Origin of the sequence: Rhizobium sp. BR 315 (assembly GCF_050577975.1) — a bacterium.
GTDB lineage: Bacteria > Pseudomonadota > Alphaproteobacteria > Rhizobiales > Rhizobiaceae > Rhizobium > Rhizobium miluonense.
Window position 1 is genome coordinate 1 of sequence record NZ_JARWKZ010000191.1, and the last position, 534, is coordinate 534.

Annotated in this window: 1 protein-coding gene; it reads left to right on the forward strand. The window is 58.5% G+C overall.

The features are described 5' to 3' along the window. On the forward strand, window positions 1–534 hold a 534-nt coding region (gene pepT / locus QD409_RS35715; RefSeq protein ID WP_430765080.1), incomplete at both ends, for a tripeptide aminopeptidase PepT.

Consider the following 534-nt stretch of genomic DNA (forward strand, 5'->3'; position numbering starts at 1 on the left):
GAATATGGCTATGTCTATGCGACGATACCCTCCAACGTCGAAAGGCCGGTTCCGGTCATCTGCTTCTGCTCTCACATGGATACAGCAACCGACTTCACCGGCACGAATGTCAAGCCACAGATCGTGCGAAACTACGCCGGCGGCGACATCAGGCTTGTCGGCGATCCGCAGCGTATCATTCGTTTCGACGAGCACCCTGCCCTCAAGGATCAGATCGGCAACGACATCATTACCTCCGACGGCACGACTTTGCTCGGTGCCGATKACAAGGCCGGACTCGCCGAGATCGTGGCCGCTGCGCAATATCWCGTCGCCAATCCGCAAGTCCGCCACGGCACCATAAAGCTACTGTTCACGCCTGACGAGGAAATCGGCCGCGGCGTAGACAAGGTGGATCTCCAGAAGCTCGGTGCGCAATTTGCCTACACGGTCGACGGCGAAACCGCCGGCCACATAGAAGACGAGACTTTTTCGGCCGATGGTGTCGAGGTCCACATACAGGGTGTTGCCATTCACCCCGGTTTTGCGCTGGGC